Source organism: Herbaspirillum sp. 1173, assembly GCF_031455335.1.
In the GTDB taxonomy this organism is placed as follows: domain Bacteria; phylum Pseudomonadota; class Gammaproteobacteria; order Burkholderiales; family Burkholderiaceae_D; genus Herbaspirillum; species Herbaspirillum huttiense.
In genome coordinates, this window is the sequence record NZ_JAVDSP010000009.1 from 18,587 (window position 1) to 37,335 (window position 18,749).

An 18,749-nucleotide genomic window follows, 5' to 3' on the forward strand; every position below is an offset into this window, starting at 1 on the left:
TCTCTCAGGCCGCCCGCTTGCCGCCTCCTTGCGGCGAGTGCGGCTGACCGGTTGAGACGCCCTGTTCCAGTTGCGCCAGCAAGGTAGCCTGCTTTTGCATGGCCGCTTTCAGATGGCGTTCCTTCACGTGGCCATAGCCGCGAATCTCTTCCGGAATGCGGGCCACGGCGACGACCTGTTCCAGGTTCTCGGGCGTGAGCTTTGCCAGCAGGCGTGACAGGGTGGCACGGTACTCGCTGATCAGCGCCCGCTCCTGTCTGCGCTCATCGGTGTAGCCAAAAGGATCGAAGGCCGTACCCCGCAGGAAGCGCAGCTTGGCCAGCACGCCGAAGGCTGGCATCATCCAGCTGCCGAAGGCCTGCTTGCGCAGGTGTCCCTTGTCGTCGCGCTTGGCCAGCAGCGGCGGGGCCAGGTGGAAGCGCAGCTTGTAATCCCCCTCGAACATGCCGGCGATCTTGGCGCGGAAGGCCGGCTCGGTATAGAGGCGCGCGACTTCGTACTCATCCTTGTAGGCCATGAGCTTGAAGAGACTGGTCGCTACCGCACGGCTCAATTTGAAGCCGCGTGCCGCCTCACCCAGCGTGCTCTCGCGCGCACGCACTTCTTCCACGGCATCGCGATAGCTGCGCGCATAGGCGGCGTTCTGGTAATCGATGAGGAAGGCCACGCGGCGCTCCACCAGTTCATCCAGGGTCGGCGTGCGCTTGAATTCGATCACCTGCGCCGTCATGCCGTTGCGGCTCGCGGCGGCCAGCACGAAGTCCACATCATGCGCGGCTACGCGGCCCCAGGCGAAGGCCTGCTTGTTGAAATCCACCTGCAGCGCGTTGAGTTCGATGGCGCGCAACAGGGCCGCTTCCGACAACGGTACCCAGCCCTTTTGCCAGGCATAGCCGAGCATGAACATGTTGGTCGCGATCGCATCGCCCATGAGCGCCGTAGCGATACGGCCGGCATCAATGAGTGAAAGATTGTCGCGGCCGCAGGCCTTGGCGATCTCGCCTTCGCTGGAGGCAGTGGGGAATTGCCAGTCCGGATTGCGGACGAACGCGGCAGTGGGCATCTGCGTCGAATTGACCGCTGCATGGGTACGCCCCTCGCCCATGCGCGAGAGGGCATCGCGGCCTGCAGTGACGATGACGTCGCAGCCGATCACAAGGTCAGCCATGCCGGTGCCCACGCGGGTGGACTGGATGTGCGCCGGGTCCTCGGCCACGCGCACGTGCGACATCACCGGCCCGCCCTTTTGTGCCAGCCCGCTCATGTCGAGCACCGAGCAGGCGCGGCCTTCGACGTGCGCCGCCATGGCGATGATCTGGCCGATGGTGATCACGCCCGTGCCGCCTACGCCGGTGACCACGATGCCATAAGGCTGGGCCAGCCCCGGCAGGACCGGTTCCGGCAGTGTCGGCAAGGCCGGACCCGATGGCGTCTTGGCGCGTACCGGCTTCTTCAGCTGGCCACCTTCCACCGTCACGAAGCTGGGGCAGAAGCCGTTCACGCAGGAATAGTCCTTGTTGCAGGAAGACTGGTTGATCTGGCGCTTGCGGCCGAACTCGGTTTCCAGCGGCTCCACCGACAGGCAATTGGACTGCACGCTGCAATCGCCGCAGCCTTCGCACACCGCCTCGTTGATGACGGCGCGCTTGGCCGGGTCGGGATAGGCATTGCGTTTCCGACGACGGCGCTTCTCCGACGCGCAGGTCTGGTCATAGATCATGGCCGACACCCCCGGCTGTTCGCGCAGTTCGCGCTGCACGGCATCGAGTTCGCTGCGATGCCGGATGGTCACGCCCTCGGCCCATTGGGTGCCGGCCGGATACTTGTCCGGCTCATCGGTGACCACGATGATGGGACGCACGTTCTCAGCGGCCAGCTGGCGCGAGATCATGGCCGGATCGAGCGGGCCATCGAACTCCTGGCCACCGGTCATGGCCACCGCATCGTTGTACAGGATCTTGTACGTGATATTGACCTTTGCCGCGACCGAGGCGCGCACTGCCAGCAGGCCGGAATGGAAGTAGGTGCCATCACCGAGGTTGGCGAAGACATGCTTTTCCGTCGTGAACGGTGCCTGTCCCACCCAGGTCACGCCCTCGCCGCCCATGTGGGTGAAGAGGCTGGTCTCGCGGTCCATCCAGGTGACCATGTAATGGCAACCGATACCGGCCAGGCCACGGCTGCCATCGGGCAATTTGGTGGAGGTGTTGTGCGGGCAGCCCGAGCAGAAATGCGGCACGCGATCCTTGTCGGGATCGGGCTTGCTGCTGATGTTGAGGGCCGCTTCCTTGGCTTCGAGATAGGCCACGCGGGTGCGCACACGCTGCTCCACCGGATGGCCGGCGAAGTAGCGCGAGATGCGCGTGGCAATCGCGCGTGCGATCTGCGCCGGATTGAGTTCATAGGTGGCCGGCAGCAGCCAGTTGCCATGGCCTTCGCGCTGCGAACCGCTCCATTCTCCGGTGTCATCGAATTTGCCGACCACGCGGGGTCGAACATCGTCGCGCCAGTTGTAGAGTTCTTCCTTTAACTGGTATTCAAGAATCTGCCGCTTCTCCTCGACCACCAGAATCTCATCCAGACCCTGCGCGAATTCACGCACGCCTTCGGCTTCCAGCGGCCAGGTCATGCCGACCTTGTAGAGACGGATGCCGATGTCGGCGGCGACCTGTTCATCGATGCCCAGGTCTTCCAGCGCCTGGCGCGTATCGAGGTAGGACTTGCCGGCAGTGATGATGCCGATGCGCGCACGCGGACTGTCCCAGATAATGCGGTTCAACTTGTTCGCACGTGCGTAAGCGAGGGCGGCATACCATTTGTAGTTGATCATGCGCGCTTCCTGGCCCAGCACCGTATCCGGCATACGGATGTTGAGACCATCGGGCGGCAGTTCGAAGTCCGGGAACTCTATCTTCACGCGCTCCGGATCGATCATCACCGACATGCCCGATTCGACCAGGTCGGTCACGCATTTCATTGCCACCCACAAGCCGGTGTAGCGGCTCATGGCCCAGCCATGCAGGCCGTAGTCGAGATACTCCTGCACCGACGACGGATAGAGCACCGGAATGCCGCAGGCCTTGAGGATGTGCTCGCTCTGGTGTGCGGCGGTAGAGGACTTGGCGGCGTGGTCATCGCCCGCGATCACCAGCACGCCGCCGTGTTTGGAGGTGCCTGCCATGTTGGCGTGCTTGAAGACATCGCCGCAACGATCGACCCCCGGGCCCTTGCCGTACCACAGCGAGAACACGCCGTCGTATTGCGCGCCCTTGAAGAGATTGACCTGCTGCGTGCCCCACACACTGGTGGCGGCCAGGTCTTCATTCATGCCGGGATGGAATTTGACCTGTTTGGCTTCCAGGTATTTGCGCGCCTTCTCGGCGGTCTGGTCGACCGAGCCCAAGGGGGAGCCGCGATAGCCCGTGATGAAGCCGGCGGTGTTCAGGCCCGCGCGTTCATCGTACTGCCGCTGCAGCATCGGCAGGCGGATCAGCGCCTGAATGCCGGTCATGAAGACGCGGCCGCGCTCCAGTGCATATTTGTCGTCCAGGGATACATCGTCCAGCAGCAGGCGTTGCCCGGCGGGTAGGGGTGCGTTCATGTGGTCTCCGTGCCAAAAATCTTGTTTTTGCCTTGCACATGCTCCCGCCAGTCACGCCCCGCACCCTGTCGCTGTGCAGTTACGCTGATCTGTCGGGAATCGGGAACACCTCAGTCTTGTGAACCGGGTGTCTTCAAGTTGTGGGGTCAAGTTAGCACAAGGGTGACCGGCCCGCTACGCGCGCCGCAGCAGGGTTTCCGGGCTTTTTTGTCTTGCGGGAAACTGTTTCCGCAAGTCCTGCGGCATTCACTGCATTGCGGAGAAGAAAATGCCGGAAAGCGAAAAACAACAACATTTCCGGCTGAAAAAAAAGGGCTGCGGACGCCCCAAGTGTTACAAGCAAGACGTGAATGTAACAGCCCGTAAAAGCCGTTGGACCAGCTCGGCCGCTGACGTTTAATAGACCTCACTTGAACAGCGATTGATTGGTATCCGTTACTGTGCAAGGTTCCTCCCCTCTAGTGTTGAAAGCACCACTAGCTCGCGGATCCGGCCTCCCCTGTCGGATCCGCTTTTTTTATGTGCGCTTCTGCCGGGCACAAAAAAAAAGCCGGACGCATGTCCGGCTTTCCTGAGCGCTTGCTTGCAGCGATGTCATCTTCAGCGATTGGGCGGGAAATTGGTCTCGCCCGGCAGCAAGGTATTGGCCGGCAGGGCCTCCTGCTGCTTGAGCCGCTCGTAGAGCGGCGTGAAGTCCGGCGCGGTATCGTTGAAGAGCTGTTCGAAATCCTTGATCACGAAATAGGTCTCCTGATAGGTGTCGATCTTGTAGAGCGTGCGCATGATGCGCTCCACTTCAAACGGCACGCGGCGCGGCTGGTCGCTGGAGAGGCAGTACTCGACCTCGCCGCCCGAGGAGAGGATGCCGGCACCATAGATGCGCAAACCCTCCTTGCTCTGGATCAGCCCGAACTCGATGGTGTACCAGTACAGGCGCGCCAGATAGGCCAGCCCGTCGAGCTTGAGCGCCTTGAGGCCACCCTTGCCGTATTCCTGCAGGTGGTTGGCGAAGATCGGATTGAACAGCAGCGGGACATGGCCGAAGAAGTCATGGAACAGATCGGGCTCGACGATGTAATCGAACTCGTGCTCTTCACGCAGCCACACCGTGACCGGGAAGCGGCGATTGGCCAGGTGCTCGAAGAAGGTGTGGTCCGGCACCAGGCCCGGCACCGCCACCAGCTGCCAGCCGGTGGCCTTGAAGAGTGCTTCGGTGGTGCGGTCAAAGCGCGGGATGCCTTGCGAGACATCGAGCGCCTTGAGGCTGTCGATGAAGACATCACAGGCGCGACCCGGAATCAACTTGGCCTGGCGTTCATAGAGACGACGCCACAGCGCGTGCTGGGCGGGCGTGTAGCCCTCCCAGTTCTGGGCCACGACGTAGTTGGCGTCGGCCTGGCTGTAGTCGCCGCGCAAGGCTCCGCTATCGGACTTGGTGGCGACGGTGGCGAAGAAATCATCGGTGTTGGGATTGGTGCTCATGGCATACCCGTTATCAAAGTGAGGCGCATATTATGCGCTCCCGGCACGGGATGGTCATGTGCGTTCGCGCAAGCAGCGCGTCAGGCAGCAGGCGGCGGCGTGCCGTTGTCCTTCTTTTTGGCACCGATACCGGTCACGCGCGCGCCCCATTTCAGCAGTGCCTTGAAGTTGGCCTTGACGATATAGTCCAACATTGCAACTTGCTCTTCCAGCGCTTCCTGGAACACCGTGGCCGAGTTGGCAGGCTTGATCTTGAGGTAGGCATCGGCCTCGCCATAGTCGCGGTGGATTTCCATGCCGGCCTTCTTGGCGATGTGCATCATGACCTTGTTGGACGAGAGGCAGTGCATGTACAGCGTATCGACATCGGCATTGCGACAGTGCACGGAAGCGCGCATGAACAGGCGTGTGCCCACCCCGAGCCCACGCGCGGCGGCCGTCACCGAGACCCCGAACTCGGCCACCACCGGCTTGATGGTGGCACCGCTGATGCGCGTGCTCTCCTTGGGCGCGAAGGCCAGGTGGCCCACACCGAGCAATCGCAAGCGGCGGTCATAGACGCCGAAGACGGTATCGCGCTCGAAGTTGATGCCCTCCACGTAGCGCGTCACCATCTCATCGGAGAGCTTGGAACCGAAGCGCAGCAGGCGATCCTTTTCTTCCAGCGCGAGGAAATGGCGCAGCAGGTGGCGGCGCGCACGCGGCGAGAGCTCCTTGACGAAGACGTTGGGCTTGTCCTGCTTCTCCGGCTGTGCAGGCGGCAAGCCGGATTGCTGGCCACGCAAGCGCTGGAGGAGACGGGACAGGGGATGGCTCATCGTGACGTTTCCTCAAGACTGCGCCGGACGATGCTGCTCGACATAGGCCGCCACTTGCGCGGTACGTGCCGCCAGGATGGCCTCAGGAATGCGTTGCGGCTGTGCCTGCTGCTGCGCGATGGCGCCGGCATCGATGGCCTGCGCGGCCTGCAGTGCGCCTTCCAGATAAGCCGCCTGCGGGAAGGGCTGCAACTCCAGCCCGGTGCGGCCGCGATGGTCGCATTCCGAGACGCGCAGCATGTCGACGAAGCGCTGCGGTTTGCGGAAGGCATCGCACCGTGCGAAGAACTTGACCAGGGTATCGGGACGCATCTCGAAGGAGCGTCCCACATTGCCATGTTCGCGCGCCGTCATCAGCGCCAGGTCACGGCATTCGCCGGGCACCTTCAGGCGCGTGCAGACGTCTTCGGCCAAACGCTCGCTGCGCGCTTCATGGCCATGATGGCGCGGCCAGATCTCGGGTGGCGTGGTGCCTTTGCCGAGGTCGTGCAACAGCGCGGCAAATCGGATCGGCAATGAAAAATTCTGCGCGGCGGCCCAATCGACCACCAGCATCACATGAACACCGGTATCGATTTCGGGATGCCATTTCTCCGGCTGCGGTACGCCCCACAGCGCATCGAGTTCGGGCAGGATGCGCTGCAAGGCGCCGCAGGCGCGCAAGACCTCGAACATGCGAGACGGCTTGTGCTCCATCAGGCCGCGCGCCAGTTCCTGCCAGACGCGTTCAGGCACCAGCGCATCCACCTCGCCCTCTTGCACCATGCGCTGCATGAGCGCATTGGTTTCCGGGGCCACCGTGAAATCGGCGAAGCGCGCCGCAAAACGTGCTACGCGCAGGATGCGTACCGGATCTTCGACAAAGGCCTCGGAGACATGGCGAAATACGCGCGCCTCAAGATCGGCACGGCCGTGATACGGATCGACCAGGGTGCCATCCTCATCCTGCGCAATCGCATTGATGGTGAGGTCGCGGCGCGCGAGATCGTCTTCCAGCGTCACATCGGGTGCGGCATGGAAGGCGAAGCCCTTGTAGCCGGGCGCGGTCTTGCGCTCGGTGCGGGCCAGGGCATATTCCTCGTGGGTATCGGGATGGAGGAACACCGGGAAGTCCTTGCCGACCGGGCGGAAACCCAGTTCCAGCAACTGCTGCGGCGTGGCCCCCACCACCACGTGGTCGCGGTCCTTCACCGGCAGGCCCAGCAAGCCGTCGCGCACTGCGCCGCCGACGGTGTAGGTCTTCATCGGCTGCGCCTCACTGGTGGTCCGGAAGGATTTCCTTCTCGGCCAGCGCCTCGGCGATCCAGCGCGCCACCGCCGGGTGCTCGCGCACACGGTCGGCATAGGCTTGCAGGGCCGGAGCCAGCGGCACCTGGTAGCTGACGAAGCGCATCACCACCGGTGCATAGAAGGCATCGGCAATGGAGAAATCGCCGAAGAGGAATTCATGATGGCCGAATTGCGAGAGGCACTCTTCCCAGATCTCGCACACGCGCGCGATATCGGCTTGTGCGTCGGCGGTGCGCCCCTTGCCGGGGTAGCGGCCACGGATATCCATGCTCATGGCCGTGCGCAGGCCGGTGAAACCGGAGTGCATCTCGGCACAGATGCTGCGCGCGATGGCGCGGGCATCGGTGCGGGCCGGCCACAGGTGGCGGTCAGGGAATTGCTCGGCCAGGTATTCGCAGATGGACAGCGAATCCCAGATCGCGATGTCGCCATCGAGCAGCACCGGCACGCGGCCCGAGCCGGTGTAGCGGGCGATCTCGCCGGCGGTCTCGGGCTGGTCCAGCAGCACGCGCACTTCCTTGAAAGGGATATCGAAGGCCACGGCGGTGACCCACGGGCGCATCGACCACGAGGAATAATTCTTGTTGGCGATCACCAGGGTGGGCATGTGGCGTCCGGCCTTTTGCAGGGTTTCGGACAAGACCGGATCCAGTTCTGTATCTTGCATGGGAGCTCGTTTCTCGAAGATCAATGTCGCGGCGACTGAACCATTCAGCGTCGCGCGGTGCTACGGAAAAAGTCGAATTGCTGTTGCGGGCTGCGCGGCAGGAGATAGCCGGGAATGACGTCTTCCAGTGCGCGCGGCGTGAGCTGCAGCTCGGGGGCGATGGGGCCGTGCAGGACATTGTCCACCTTCATCGAGGCGACATTGTCCCGGCTCATCAGCTTGCCCGGCAGGTGTTCCAGCGCGAAAGCCTGCAGCCAGCCGGCCGCATCGGGCAAGCCGATCACCGGACGCGGATGGCCGCTGTACCAGCCCGACAGGCGCACCAGTTCACGCAGAGAATATTGCTTGGGCCCGCCCAGCTCGAACAGCTTGCCGCCCAGACGCGGCAAGGCCAGGGCATTGACGAAGGCCTGCGCCACATCACCCACGTAGACCGGCTGGAAGCGCGCATCAGGGCTGCCCAGCGGAATCACCGGGAACAGGCGGTTCAGGCCGGCGAACATGTTGATGAAATTGTCGCCCTCGCCGAACACGACCGACGGACGGAATATGGCCACATCGAGCGCCGGAGAGGCCAGCGCTTCCTGTTCGCCGGCCGCCTTGGAACGCAGGTACATCGACGGCCCCTGGGCATCGGCGCACAGCGCGCTCATGTGCAGGTAGCGCGGCACGCCCTGCTGCACGCAGGCGGCCACGATGCGGCGCGGCAGCAGCACGTGCTGGCGTTCGAAATCCGGACCATAAGGAGCACCGCCACGCGCCGGACGCGATTGCAGGATGCCGACCAGGTTGATGACCACGTCCGCCTCGGCTACCAGGCGCGCCAGCACGGCATCGTCATGGATGTTGGCCTGGACCACGCTGACCACGGGCGAGACCAGCAGATGCTTGGCGCGCTCGTAGCGGCGCGTGGGCACCATGATGCGGTAGCCGGTGGTGCTGCCCAGCAGTTCGATCAGGCGGGTGCCGATGAAGCCGGAACCGCCGATGACGAGGATCTTCTTGACTGCCATTTGTCTCTCTCCGATTTCCAGGGGGAACCGCTGGCCGCCGCGTCAACGAGGGACGGCGGCCGCGGCGATGGGATCAGGGCAGGTCGGTGGCGACGTTGGCATTGGGGGCCACCGTACCCATGCGCTGCTTCAGCGATTGCGGGCGGTTCTCGAACATGGCCGCATAGTAGGTCGCATTGGACATCACGTTCTTGACATAGCCCCGGGTTTCATTGAAAGGGATGATCTCGGCGAAGATCGCCCCTTCGACCGGACGCGGCAAGGTCGCGCGCCAGGTGCGCGGACGGCCGGGGCCGGCATTGTAGCCGGCGGTGGCCAGGGTTTCCGAGCCTTCCAGGTTGTTCAACACCATGTCCAGATAGCTGGTGCCCAGCAGCAGGTTGGTGTTGATGTCATTGACCTGGTCAGCCGTGAATTCGGTCATCCCGATCTTCTTGGCAACGAACTTGGCGGTGGCCGGCATCAGCTGCATCAGGCCGGAAGCGCCCACATGCGAACGGGCCGACTTGATGAAGCGCGACTCCTGGCGGATCAGGCCATAGACCCAGGCGTTCTCCATGCCCAGCGGTCGCGTGGCCGCATTCATCTCGGGCAGGTGCGGTGCCGGGAAGCGCTGGGTGAAATCGAACTCGGTCTTGGTGCGGTCGGAGGTGTTGACCATGCGGTCCAGCACATCATTCTGGCGTGCGTATTCAGCGGCGGCCAGCAACTGGCGGTCGGTCATGTTGCGCAGTTCCCAGTTCCATTCGCGGATGGCTTCGAAGCGCAGGTTCAGCTGATAGAACTTGAGCGAACGCTTGAAGCCGGCGTTCTGCGAATACAGCGCCACTTCACCGGCACCCGGCGGGGTCGGGCCGGGCGGAATGGTGATCTGCTGGCCCAGCTCTTCCAGCGCCAGCTGGCCATAGAAGCTGAAGTTGGGCGCGATCGATTCGAACAGGCGGCGTGCGGCCTCGTTCTGGCCTTCGGCCTTCAGGGCACGGCCGAGCCAGTAGACCCAGGCGGTGTCGCTGCGCAGCGGGGCCGGCATGGCTTCGATGGTCTTGCGCACGGTCTTCCAGTCGCCGTCGCGCAGGGCCATGCGGACCTTCCATTGCATCGCATCCTGGGTCAGCGGCGCGTCCTTGGCTTTGCGCCAGTAGTCCGAGGCTTCCGGTGCCAGCTTGTAGGATGCGGCCAGGGCGATCTGTGCCCAAGCCTGTGCGACTTCCTGCGAGCTCATGTTGCGGCCGGCATCGTTGAGATAGGTCGCGGCCTGGGACGGATTGGTCTTGGCGATGCGGCCCAGCGCGATGATGTAGAGCTGGTGGTTCACCGGGCCACGGCCCGGTCCCTTGGCCAGCATCAGCGCCGGACGATCCATCACCTGGGTCACGCTGACATCGCCGCTGTCGACCAGCACCGCCGCACGGCGGGCCACGGTGGCATTGCCGTTCTCGGCGGCCTGGCGGATCTGGAACCAGACATCGGCATCGCTGAACTGGCCGTTCTGCGCCAGGGTCGCGATCAGGTCGCTGCAGCCCTGGCCGTAGTCCTTGGGATTGCTCAGCAGCGCACGCGCCTCCTCGGCCACATTGGCCCCCTTGAGCGCGCGCGAGTTCAGGGCGAAGCACTTGACCTGGGTATCATCATTGAGCACGAACTTGGGGTACTGCTCATCGAAGACGGCCCAGTTGCCGGTCTTGCCCAGGGCCAGCAGCCAGTCGTTGCGCAGGCGATCAACGATGGCCTGGCCGTCCCAGCGTGCCAGGAAATCGCGGATCTCCTGCTCGCTGGCGCTGTAGTCGCGCACGCGCGGCTTGAGCCGGTAGTAATCGACATAGGACGCCAGCTCATAGCCCGACAGCCGCGAGGCCAGGTCTTGCGCCAGCGCGGCGTTGTCGCTGGCGGCCGCCTGGCGCAGGGCCAGGAAAATATCGTCAGGAGCGGCGTCCGGGGCCACGCGCTTCTGGGCGTGGGCGGCGGGCGCAGCGGTGAGCATGGCGCCGGTCGCCAGCGCCAGGGGGAGCGCCACGGAGGCGGCCAGCGCGCGCAGGCGCTGGTTGAACGGATGATTCTTCGGACGCATACTCATGCAAGCTTCTTCATGCAGATTGTTGGAACAAATAATGAACCCAAGCATAGCACGCGATACGCCCCCTCCACCGACGGAACAGGAGGCGGCCGCCCTTCACAAACAGCGCCTGCGCGCAGAGCTGCTGGCGCGCCGCAAGGCCCTGCTTGACGAGGACAAGATCGCAGCCGATGCCATCATCGGGCAGCGGGTACTGGACTGGTGCGCCACGTACGCCATCCACAGCCTGGCGGTTTACCAGCCGATCCGGCGCGAACCGGATCTGTCTGCGGCCTATAACGCGCTGGCCGCGCGCGGGGTGCACCTGTGCCTGCCGGTGGTGGTCGATAAAGATTCGGCGCTGGAATTTCGCGCCTGGCAGCCTGGCGATCCTCTGGAAAAGGATGGGATGGGCACACTCGTGCCACCGGCCGGGACCACCATCGTGCAGCCGCAGGCCTTGCTGATTCCTTGCCTGGGTGTCAATGCGGCAGGATGCCGTCTGGGCTATGGCGGCGGCTTCTACGACCGCACGTTGGCGGCCAGTCCGCGGCCGCTGGCGGTGGGGGTCTGCCACGGCTTCGGACGGGTCGAATTCGAAGGGCAGGCGCACGACATCGCGCTGGATAGCGTCATTTTCGACGATATATGAAGAAAAAAGCCGGACCCAGGTCCGGCTTGGAAAGGCAATCTCCGCCTACTTCACCAGTTGTTGCCAGATCGCCTCGGTCGGCCCTGCCTGGTTCAGTGAATAAAAATGCAAACCGGGCGCACCGCCAGCCAGCAGGCGCTGGCACAGCTGGATCACCACGTCCTGGCCGAAGGCGCGGATCGATTCGGTATCGTCGCCGTAGCTGGCCAGCTTGAGACGGATCCAGCGCGGGATCTCGGTACCGCACATGTCCGAGAAGCGCATCAGCTGGGTGTAGTTGGTGATGGGCATGATGCCGGCAATCACCGGAACGGTCGCGCCCAGTCTGGCGGCCTCGTCCACGAAGCGGAAGTAGGCGTCGGCATTGTAGAAATACTGGGTGATGGCCGAATTGGCACCGGCCTTCACTTTGCGTGCGAAGTTCTGCACATCGTCCTGCGGCGAGCGCGCTTGCGGGTGCATCTCGGGATAGGCGGCCACTTCGATGTGGAACCAGTCGCCGGTTTCGGCGCGCACGAACTCGACCAGTTCGTTGGCATGGCGGAATTCGCTGGAAGCCTGATCCATCGCCCCATAGCCGCTGGGCAGGTCGCCGCGCAGAGCCACCAGGCGCTTGATGCCTTGGGAGCGGTAATCTTCGAGAATGGCGCGCAGGCTGGCGCGCGAGCTGCCGATGCAGGACAGGTGCGGTGCGGCCTCGTGGCCTTCACCGATGATTTCCAGCACGGTATCGCGTGTACCTTGTTGCGTCGAACCGCCGGCACCGAAGGTCACCGAGAAATACTTCGGAGCCAGCGCCGCCAGCCGGGCGCGGGTAGCGCGCAGCTTTTCCGCCCCTTCGGCAGTCTTGGGCGGGAAAAATTCGATACTGAAATTATGTGTACTCATTGATTCGAACCCGATTTCAGCAACAGTGTGGACAGGGCCCAGGACACGATGCTGTAGAGCAGTGCGCCGCCGACCGCAGACCAGAAGCCGGCCACGTGGAAGCCGCCGACCAGTTGCGCCACAACCCAGAACATGAGGCCATTGATGACCAGGATGAACAGGCCCAGGGTGAGCATGGTCACCGGCAGGGTCAGCACCACCAGCACCGGGCGCACGATGGTATTGACGAACCCCAGGATCAGCGCGGCCAGCAGGGCCGAGCCGAAGCTGTCGACCTGCACCGAGTGCATCAGGTAAGGAACGGCCAGCAAGGCCAATGCGTTGATGAGCCAGGTCAGCAGCAGGCGCATGAAAAAACCTTTCGATCCCGTCGGGGGAGTGATGAAGACACCCGTGAAGCTTGCATCACCTCAAGAGGGGATGCAAGGTCCGCAGGCGGGAGATGATACTGAGACTGCAGGGCCGGCCCCTCAAATCAAGAGAAGGCCGGCGCCAGGCAGGAATCAGTAGCGGTAGTGCTCAGGCTTGTAGGGGCCTTCGACCTTCACGCCAATGTAGGCGGCCTGTTCGGCGGTCAGTTCGCTCAACTGCGCATTGAGTTTCTTCAATTGCAGACGGGCGACCTTTTCGTCCAGGTGCTTGGGCAGCGTGTAGACGCCGACCGGATAGTCCTTGGTGTTGACGAACAGTTCGATCTGGGCAATGGTCTGGTTGGCGAAGGACGAGCTCATCACGTAGGACGGGTGGCCGGTGGCACAACCCAGGTTCACCAGGCGGCCTTCGGCCAGCAGGATGATGCGCTTGCCATCGGGGAAGATCACGTGGTCGACCTGCGGCTTGATGTTTTCCCAGGTGTACTGCTTCAGGGCGGCAACTTCGATTTCATTGTCGAAGTGGCCGATGTTGCAGACGATGGCCTGGTCCTTCATCTTCTTCATGTGCTCGTGGGTGATCACATGGTAGTTGCCGGTGGCGGTGACGAAGATGTCGCCGTGTTCGGCGGCGTAGTCCATGGTCACCACGCGATAGCCTTCCATGGCGGCCTGCAGGGCACAGATCGGATCGATCTCGGTGACCCACACTTGCGCCGACAGCGCGCGCAGGGCCTGAGCCGAACCCTTGCCGACGTCACCGTAACCGGCCACGATGGCGACCTTGCCGGCGATCATCACGTCGGTGGCGCGCTTGATGCCGTCCACCAGCGATTCGCGGCAGCCGTACAGATTGTCGAACTTGGACTTGGTGACCGAGTCGTTGACGTTGATGGCCGGGAAAGCCAGCTTGCCTTCCTTGAACATCTGGTACAGGCGGTGCACGCCGGTGGTGGTCTCTTCGGTGACGCCCTTGATTTCCTTGATGCGCTTGGAATACCACTGCGGGTCCTTGGCCAGGGTGCGCTTGATGGCGTTGAAGAGGCACACGGCTTCTTCCGAATCCGGCTTGTCCAGCACCGAAATGTCCGCCTCGGCACGGGTGCCCAGGTGCAGCAGCACGGTGGCGTCGCCGCCATCGTCCAGGATCATGTTGGAATAGCCACCGTCGGTCCATTCGAAGATGCGGTGGGTGTAATCCCAGTATTCATCCAGGGTTTCGCCCTTGACGGCGAACACCGGGGTGCCGTTGGCCGCGATGGCCGCAGCAGCGTGATCCTGGGTCGAGTAGATGTTGCAGGAAGCCCAACGCACCTTGGCGCCCAGTGCTTCCAGGGTCTGGATCAGCACGGCGGTCTGGATGGTCATGTGCAGCGAACCGGTGATGCGCGCGCCCTTCAGGGGCTGGGAGGCAGCGAATTCCTCGCGGATCGCCATCAGGCCCGGCATTTCGGTTTCGGCGATCTTGATTTCCTTGTGGCCCCAGTCGGCCAGCTTGATGTCTGCGACGATGTAGTCTTGGGTAGGATTGGTGGTCATGGCAATGGCGCTGTTCACGCCCTCCTTTCATGAAAAAGCCAGAAAAAAAGTAACGTGAGCGCGGTTGCCAGGCGACTTGCGCCTGTTCACCGCTTCAAGCCTGGCAGGGAATGTCCCTGTCGCAACGCTCCTTGCAGCGGTGAGGCATTGTGAGATTTGGCGTTCCGGACGCAATGCCAACATCGGAACAGTGCGCGAATCTTCATTCGCGGGAACAGCATTGTAGCGCGGGTCAGGCGTTAGTCAATCCTCGGAACAGGCGTGTGAATCACTATTCACACGCCTTTCCAGCAGGTTTGCAGATGCATTGGCGCTTCATTGTGCATACTGCAAGCCGGCTCGTGCCGGATGGACTGGCTTACAGGCCGGCCGAGGCACGCAGGGCGGCGACCTTGTCGGTGCGCTCCCAGGTGAATTCCGGCTCTTCGCGGCCGAAGTGGCCGTAAGCGGCGGTCTTGGCGTAGATCGGACGCAGCAGATCCAGCATCTGGACGATGCCCTTGGGACGCAGGTCGAAGTGCTCTTGCACCAGTTGGGCCAGCTTTTCATCGCTGATCTTGCCTGTGCCGAAGGTGGTCACCATGACCGAAGTCGGCTTGGCGATACCGATGGCATAGGACACCTGGATCTGGCAACGCTCGGCCAGGCCGGCTGCGACGATGTTCTTGGCCACGTAGCGGCCGGCATAGGCAGCCGAACGGTCGACCTTGGACGGGTCCTTGCCGGAGAAAGCACCGCCACCGTGGGGCGCCGCGCCACCATAGGTATCGACGATGATCTTGCGGCCGGTCAGGCCGCAGTCGCCCTGCGGGCCGCCGATGACGAAACGGCCGGTCGGGTTGATCAGGTAGCGGGTGTTCTTGAGCCACTCGGCCGGCAGCACCGGCTTGATGATTTCCTCGATGGCGGCTTCGTGGATGTCCTTCTGCTCCATCTCGGGCGCGTGCTGGGTCGACAGCACCACGGTATCGATGGCGACCGGCTTGCCATCCACATACTTCAGCGTGACCTGCGACTTGGCATCCGGACGCAGCCAGGGCAGGCGGCCATCCTTGCGCAGTTGCGACTGGCGCTCGACGATGCGGTGGGCGTAATAGATTGCGGCAGGCATCAGTTCCGGGGTTTCATTGCAGGCGTAGCCGAACATCAGGCCCTGATCGCCGGCACCTTGCTCCAGATCAACGCCACGGCCTTCGTCCACGCCCTGAGCGATGTCGGGAGATTGCTTGTCGTAGGCCACCAGCACGGCGCAGCTCTTGTAGTCGATGCCGAAGTCGGCGTTGTCGTAGCCGATGCGCTTGATGGTTTCGCGGGCCACATCGATGTAGTCGACGTTGGCGCGGGTGGTGATTTCACCGGCGAGGACCACCAGACCGGTGTTGCACAGGGTTTCGGCGGCGACGCGGGATTGAGGATCCTGGGTGAAAATGGCATCCAGGATGGCGTCCGAAATCTGGTCGGCAACCTTGTCGGGATGGCCTTCGGAGACGGATTCGGAAGTGAAGAGATATTCGTTGGACATGCAAGCCTCTGACTGAAAACGATTTACCAATGTCGCGGCCCATCGTTAGTCGTGCCTGCGACGCTTTAGCGATATTTGTACCCCGTCTCGCAAGTTGTCATTAACTCGACGGCTTGTGCTATTTTACGCGTCTTGCATTTTTCTGCAATTTGACGGCGGAGCAACTCCGCCTTTTTGTTATCGGCAAGTATGCTCGTTTCTTTATTCCGCCTGCTCTCTTTCCTGCCGCTGCCGGCCTTGCATGCCCTCGGCGTGGTGGTGGGCTGGCTGGTTTTCCTGCTCTCCCCCGCCTATCGCCGCCGCCTGACTGACAACATCACCCTGGCCGGCCATCGCGGCAGCCTGTGGAAATCGGTCGGGGAAGCCGGCAAGGGCATGTTCGAGCTACCCTTCATCTGGTGCGCCCGCCCGGAACGGGTGTTGCGCACGGCGCGCATCGTCAACTGGGATCTGGTCCAGCAGGCACTGGACGCCAAGGCCGGCATCGTCTTCCTCACTCCGCACCTGGGCTGTTTCGAGATTTCGGCGCAGTCGGTGGCGCGCCATCACAGCCTGAGCGTGCTGTACCGCCCACCGCGCAAGGCCGCACTCAAGCCGCTCATCGAGGGTGCCCGCGCCCGCGCCAACCTGCACCTGGCACCGGCCAACCTGTCCGGCGTGCGTATCCTGCTCAAGGCCTTGAAGAATGGCCAGGCCATCGGCCTGCTGCCGGACCAGGTGCCGCAGAATGGCGAAGGCGTGTGGGCCAATTTCTTCGGCAAGCCGGCCTATACCATGACCCTGCCAGCCAAGCTGCAACAGATGAGCGGCGCGCCCATCATCCTGGCCTATGCCGAGCGCCTGTCCTGGGGACGCGGCTACGCCATCCATTTCGTGGCCTTTGAAGGTGAACTGGGCGAAACGCCCGAGCAACAGGCTCGTGCCATCAACGCCGCCATGGAAAAGCTGATCGCCCGCTGCCCGGCGCAATACATCTGGAGCTACAACCGCTACAAGACGCCCCCGGGTGTAACCCCGCCGGGAGCCGCTCAATGAGAGCCCTGATCGGGCTGATGTGGCTGCTGCACTGGTTGCCGCTGCCCATTCTGGGACGGCTGGGCGAGGCGCTGGGCTGGCTGCTCTATATCTATATGCGCCCGCGCCGCCGGATCACCCTGATCAACCTGCGGCTGTGCTTTCCCGAGAAATCGGAAGAGGAACGCCGCCTCATCGCCCGCCGCCACTTCCAGGCCTACGCCCGCAGCGCCCTGGAGCGCGGCATCCTGTGGTGGGCCCCGGAGTCCCGCCTGAAGCGCCTGATCCAGGTCGAGCCCGGCATTCCCTTCGAGACGCTCGACAAGGGTCCGACCATCCTGCTGTGCCCGCATTTCGTCTGCCTGGAGATTCCCGGCATCGCGCTGGTGCTCAACTCGGACTACTCGGTCTGCACCATCTATTCCCGCCAGCAGAACGAAGTGGTGGACCAGGCCCTGCTCAAGGGACGCTCGCGCTTCCGCCCGGTGACCCTGCTGGCGCGCGAGAAAGGGGTCAAACCCATCATTCGCGCCATGCGCGAGGGCCTGCCCTTCATCATGCTGCCGGATATGGATTTCGGCACCCGCGATGCCGAGTTCGTCCCCTTCTTCGGCGTGCCGGCCGCTACGCTCACCGCCACCGCCCGCATCGCGGCGGCCACCGGCGCGTCGGTGGTGCCGGTGATCACCACCTTCCTGCCCGGCTATCGCGGCTGGAAGACCACTTTCTATCCGGCCTGGGAAAACTATCCGGGCGACGATATCGTGGCCGCCACCCGCCGCATGAATGCCTTCATCGAAGAACGCGTGCTGGAAGCCCCGGCCGAATATTTCTGGGCGCACAAGCGTTTCAAGAACCGGCCCCCGGGCGAGCCCGACGTCTACCGCAAGGGCCAGCACTAGGCCCTGATCTCCCTCCCTGCGCCCTGTGAATCGGGCGCGGCGTACTTATAATGATGTGATGAAAATCAAATTTACCAAGATGCATGGTGCCGGCAACGACTTCGTCGTGCTTGATGCCGTGAACCAGGCCATTTCGCTCACCCCAGCCCAGTGGCAGTTCATCGCCGACCGCCGCTTCGGCATCGGGGCCGACCAGATGCTGGTGGTGGAAAAGGCGCAAGCCCCTGGCGTCGATTTCCGTTATCGCATCTACAACGCCGATGGCGGCGAGGTGGAGCAATGCGGCAACGGCGCGCGCGCCTTCGTGCGTTTCGTTACCGAAAAGGGCCTGACCGACAAGCGGGCGATCCGGGTGGAAACCATGTCCGGCGTAATCGAACCGCGCCTGGAAGCAGACGGCCAGATCACCGTGGACATGGGCGCGCCCATCCTCACGCCGGCCGACGTCCCCTTCGACAGCCGCGGCCTGCAACACCGCACCGAAGCCGAGGACACGCTGTGGCCGCTGGACGTGGCCGGCAAGACCACCTGGATCTCGGTGGTGTCGATGGGCAACCCGCATGCGGTGCAAGTGGTGGAGGACAGCGAAGCGGCCCCGGTCTTGGTGGACGGACCGCTGATCGAGCACCATGAACGTTTTCCCAGGCGCGTCAACGCGGGCTTCATGCAGGTGGCGGATCGCCATCACATCAATCTGCGCGTCTACGAACGCGGTGCAGGAGAAACCCTGGCCTGCGGCACCGGCGCCTGCGCCGCGGTCGTCGCGGGTATCCGCCGTGGCCTGCTGGATTCGCCGGTAGCGGTCCAGACGCACGGCGGCGTGCTCAACATCGCCTGGGCCGGCCCGGGCGAACCGGTGATGATGACTGGCCCCGCGGTGACGGTGTTTGAAGGCGAAATCGAACTGCCTGATTCTCTTTGATCCCGGACCGACAGC

15 protein-coding genes and 1 riboswitch are annotated in these 18,749 nt (G+C 63.3%); of the genes, 4 read left to right on the top strand and 11 right to left on the bottom strand.

Going from position 1 to position 18,749, the window contains the following annotated elements; genetic code table 11:
• Positions 1-4: 4 nt before the first annotated feature.
• The 7 genes from J2X56_RS22310 to J2X56_RS22340 all read right to left on the bottom strand — a co-directional run bounded on the left by J2X56_RS22310 (position 5) and on the right by J2X56_RS22340 (position 10,945).
• Positions 5-3,601, bottom strand: coding sequence for an indolepyruvate ferredoxin oxidoreductase family protein (locus tag J2X56_RS22310; protein ID WP_310162769.1), 3,597 nt, complete (start codon positions 3,599-3,601; stop codon positions 5-7).
• Positions 3,602-4,201: 600 nt separating this feature from the next.
• The gene (gene phhA / locus J2X56_RS22315; protein WP_121040618.1) at positions 4,202-5,083 is read right to left on the bottom strand and encodes a phenylalanine 4-monooxygenase; all 882 of its coding nucleotides are present in this window, start codon (positions 5,081-5,083) and stop codon (positions 4,202-4,204) included.
• A gap of 80 nt (positions 5,084-5,163) precedes the next feature.
• Positions 5,164-5,901, bottom strand: coding sequence for a GNAT family N-acetyltransferase (locus J2X56_RS22320; protein WP_310162772.1), 738 nt, complete (start codon positions 5,899-5,901; stop codon positions 5,164-5,166).
• 12 nt (positions 5,902-5,913) lie between these two features.
• On the bottom strand, positions 5,914-7,146 hold the full coding sequence (locus J2X56_RS22325; protein WP_310162775.1) for a multifunctional CCA addition/repair protein: 1,233 nt from the start codon (positions 7,144-7,146) through the stop codon (positions 5,914-5,916).
• A gap of 10 nt (positions 7,147-7,156) precedes the next feature.
• A complete protein-coding gene (locus J2X56_RS22330) occupies positions 7,157-7,858 on the bottom strand; it encodes a glutathione S-transferase family protein (RefSeq protein WP_034331932.1) in 702 nt (233 codons plus the stop codon).
• A 44-nt stretch (positions 7,859-7,902) separates the two neighbouring features.
• The gene (locus J2X56_RS22335) at positions 7,903-8,871 is read right to left on the bottom strand and encodes a complex I NDUFA9 subunit family protein (protein ID WP_310162779.1); all 969 of its coding nucleotides are present in this window, start codon (positions 8,869-8,871) and stop codon (positions 7,903-7,905) included.
• Between the two features lie 73 nt (positions 8,872-8,944).
• Complete coding sequence (locus tag J2X56_RS22340; RefSeq protein ID WP_121040622.1) at positions 8,945-10,945, bottom strand: lytic transglycosylase domain-containing protein; 2,001 nt, start codon at positions 10,943-10,945, stop codon at positions 8,945-8,947.
• Between the two features lie 34 nt (positions 10,946-10,979).
• Between J2X56_RS22340 and J2X56_RS22345 the strand changes: the two genes are divergently transcribed.
• Entirely contained in the window at positions 10,980-11,576 is a 597-nt protein-coding gene (locus J2X56_RS22345; protein WP_310162785.1) for a 5-formyltetrahydrofolate cyclo-ligase, read from the top strand.
• A gap of 45 nt (positions 11,577-11,621) precedes the next feature.
• On the opposite strand, the gene metF is transcribed toward J2X56_RS22345, so the two are convergent.
• The 4 genes from metF to metK all read right to left on the bottom strand — a co-directional run bounded on the left by metF (position 11,622) and on the right by metK (position 15,896).
• A complete protein-coding gene (gene metF / locus J2X56_RS22350) occupies positions 11,622-12,464 on the bottom strand; it encodes a methylenetetrahydrofolate reductase [NAD(P)H] (protein ID WP_310162787.1) in 843 nt (280 codons plus the stop codon).
• A complete protein-coding gene (locus tag J2X56_RS22355; protein ID WP_008332818.1) occupies positions 12,461-12,814 on the bottom strand; it encodes a phage holin family protein in 354 nt (117 codons plus the stop codon). Before J2X56_RS22355 ends, metF begins: the two co-directional genes overlap by 4 nt.
• A 153-nt stretch (positions 12,815-12,967) precedes the next feature.
• On the bottom strand, positions 12,968-14,374 hold the full coding sequence (gene ahcY / locus J2X56_RS22360; RefSeq protein ID WP_121041348.1) for an adenosylhomocysteinase: 1,407 nt from the start codon (positions 14,372-14,374) through the stop codon (positions 12,968-12,970).
• Positions 14,375-14,423: 49 nt separating this feature from the next.
• Positions 14,424-14,513: riboswitch (S-adenosyl-L-homocysteine riboswitch) on the bottom strand.
• A gap of 219 nt (positions 14,514-14,732) precedes the next feature.
• A complete protein-coding gene (metK, locus tag J2X56_RS22365) occupies positions 14,733-15,896 on the bottom strand; it encodes a methionine adenosyltransferase (RefSeq protein ID WP_259433421.1) in 1,164 nt (387 codons plus the stop codon).
• Between the two features lie 189 nt (positions 15,897-16,085).
• On the opposite strand from metK, the gene J2X56_RS22370 reads away from it, so the two are divergent.
• Genes J2X56_RS22370 through dapF form a run of 3 tightly spaced genes read left to right on the top strand, consistent with a single transcriptional unit; the run spans position 16,086 to position 18,734 of the window.
• On the top strand, positions 16,086-16,931 hold the full coding sequence (locus J2X56_RS22370; protein WP_121040627.1) for a lysophospholipid acyltransferase family protein: 846 nt from the start codon (positions 16,086-16,088) through the stop codon (positions 16,929-16,931).
• Complete coding sequence (locus tag J2X56_RS22375) at positions 16,928-17,812, top strand: lipid A biosynthesis acyltransferase (protein WP_034331920.1); 885 nt, start codon at positions 16,928-16,930, stop codon at positions 17,810-17,812. The genes J2X56_RS22370 and J2X56_RS22375 overlap by 4 nt, the downstream gene beginning before the upstream one ends.
• Before the next feature lie 58 nt (positions 17,813-17,870).
• On the top strand, positions 17,871-18,734 hold the full coding sequence (gene dapF, locus J2X56_RS22380; protein WP_121040629.1) for a diaminopimelate epimerase: 864 nt from the start codon (positions 17,871-17,873) through the stop codon (positions 18,732-18,734).
• Positions 18,735-18,749: the final 15 nt, after the last annotated feature.